The sequence below is a fragment of the Peribacillus sp. N1 genome (genome assembly GCF_054600815.1).
The window spans coordinates 1-237 of sequence record NZ_BAAHZO010000107.1; the positions used below are offsets into that span (position 1 = coordinate 1).

Annotated in this window: 1 pseudogene; it reads left to right on the top strand. The window is 43.5% G+C overall.

Going from position 1 to position 237, the window contains the following annotated elements:
* Positions 1-55: 55 nt before the first annotated feature.
* Positions 56-237: pseudogene (locus tag ACYP5M_RS26740) on the top strand (tetratricopeptide repeat protein); the annotation flags it as partial.

The following is a 237-nucleotide window of genomic DNA, read 5'->3' on the forward strand; positions in this document are numbered from 1 at the left end:
TACGTTGAGGAAATTCAATCAATCGTAGTCGGTCATACCAAGGGGATTTAAAAGTTTGAAGGAGACGGACTTATATAAGAAGGTAACCGGACTGACCGTAGAGGAAATCAGTCAGGATAATCCGAGCTTATTTGAAATGGTCCATAGTTTGTTTGACCGTCATTGTTTTTTATTGTTCGCTTTTGAACCCGGACCTGTATGCTTGCGTGCTTGGGCAGCTGCCTATCTTGCGTTGGC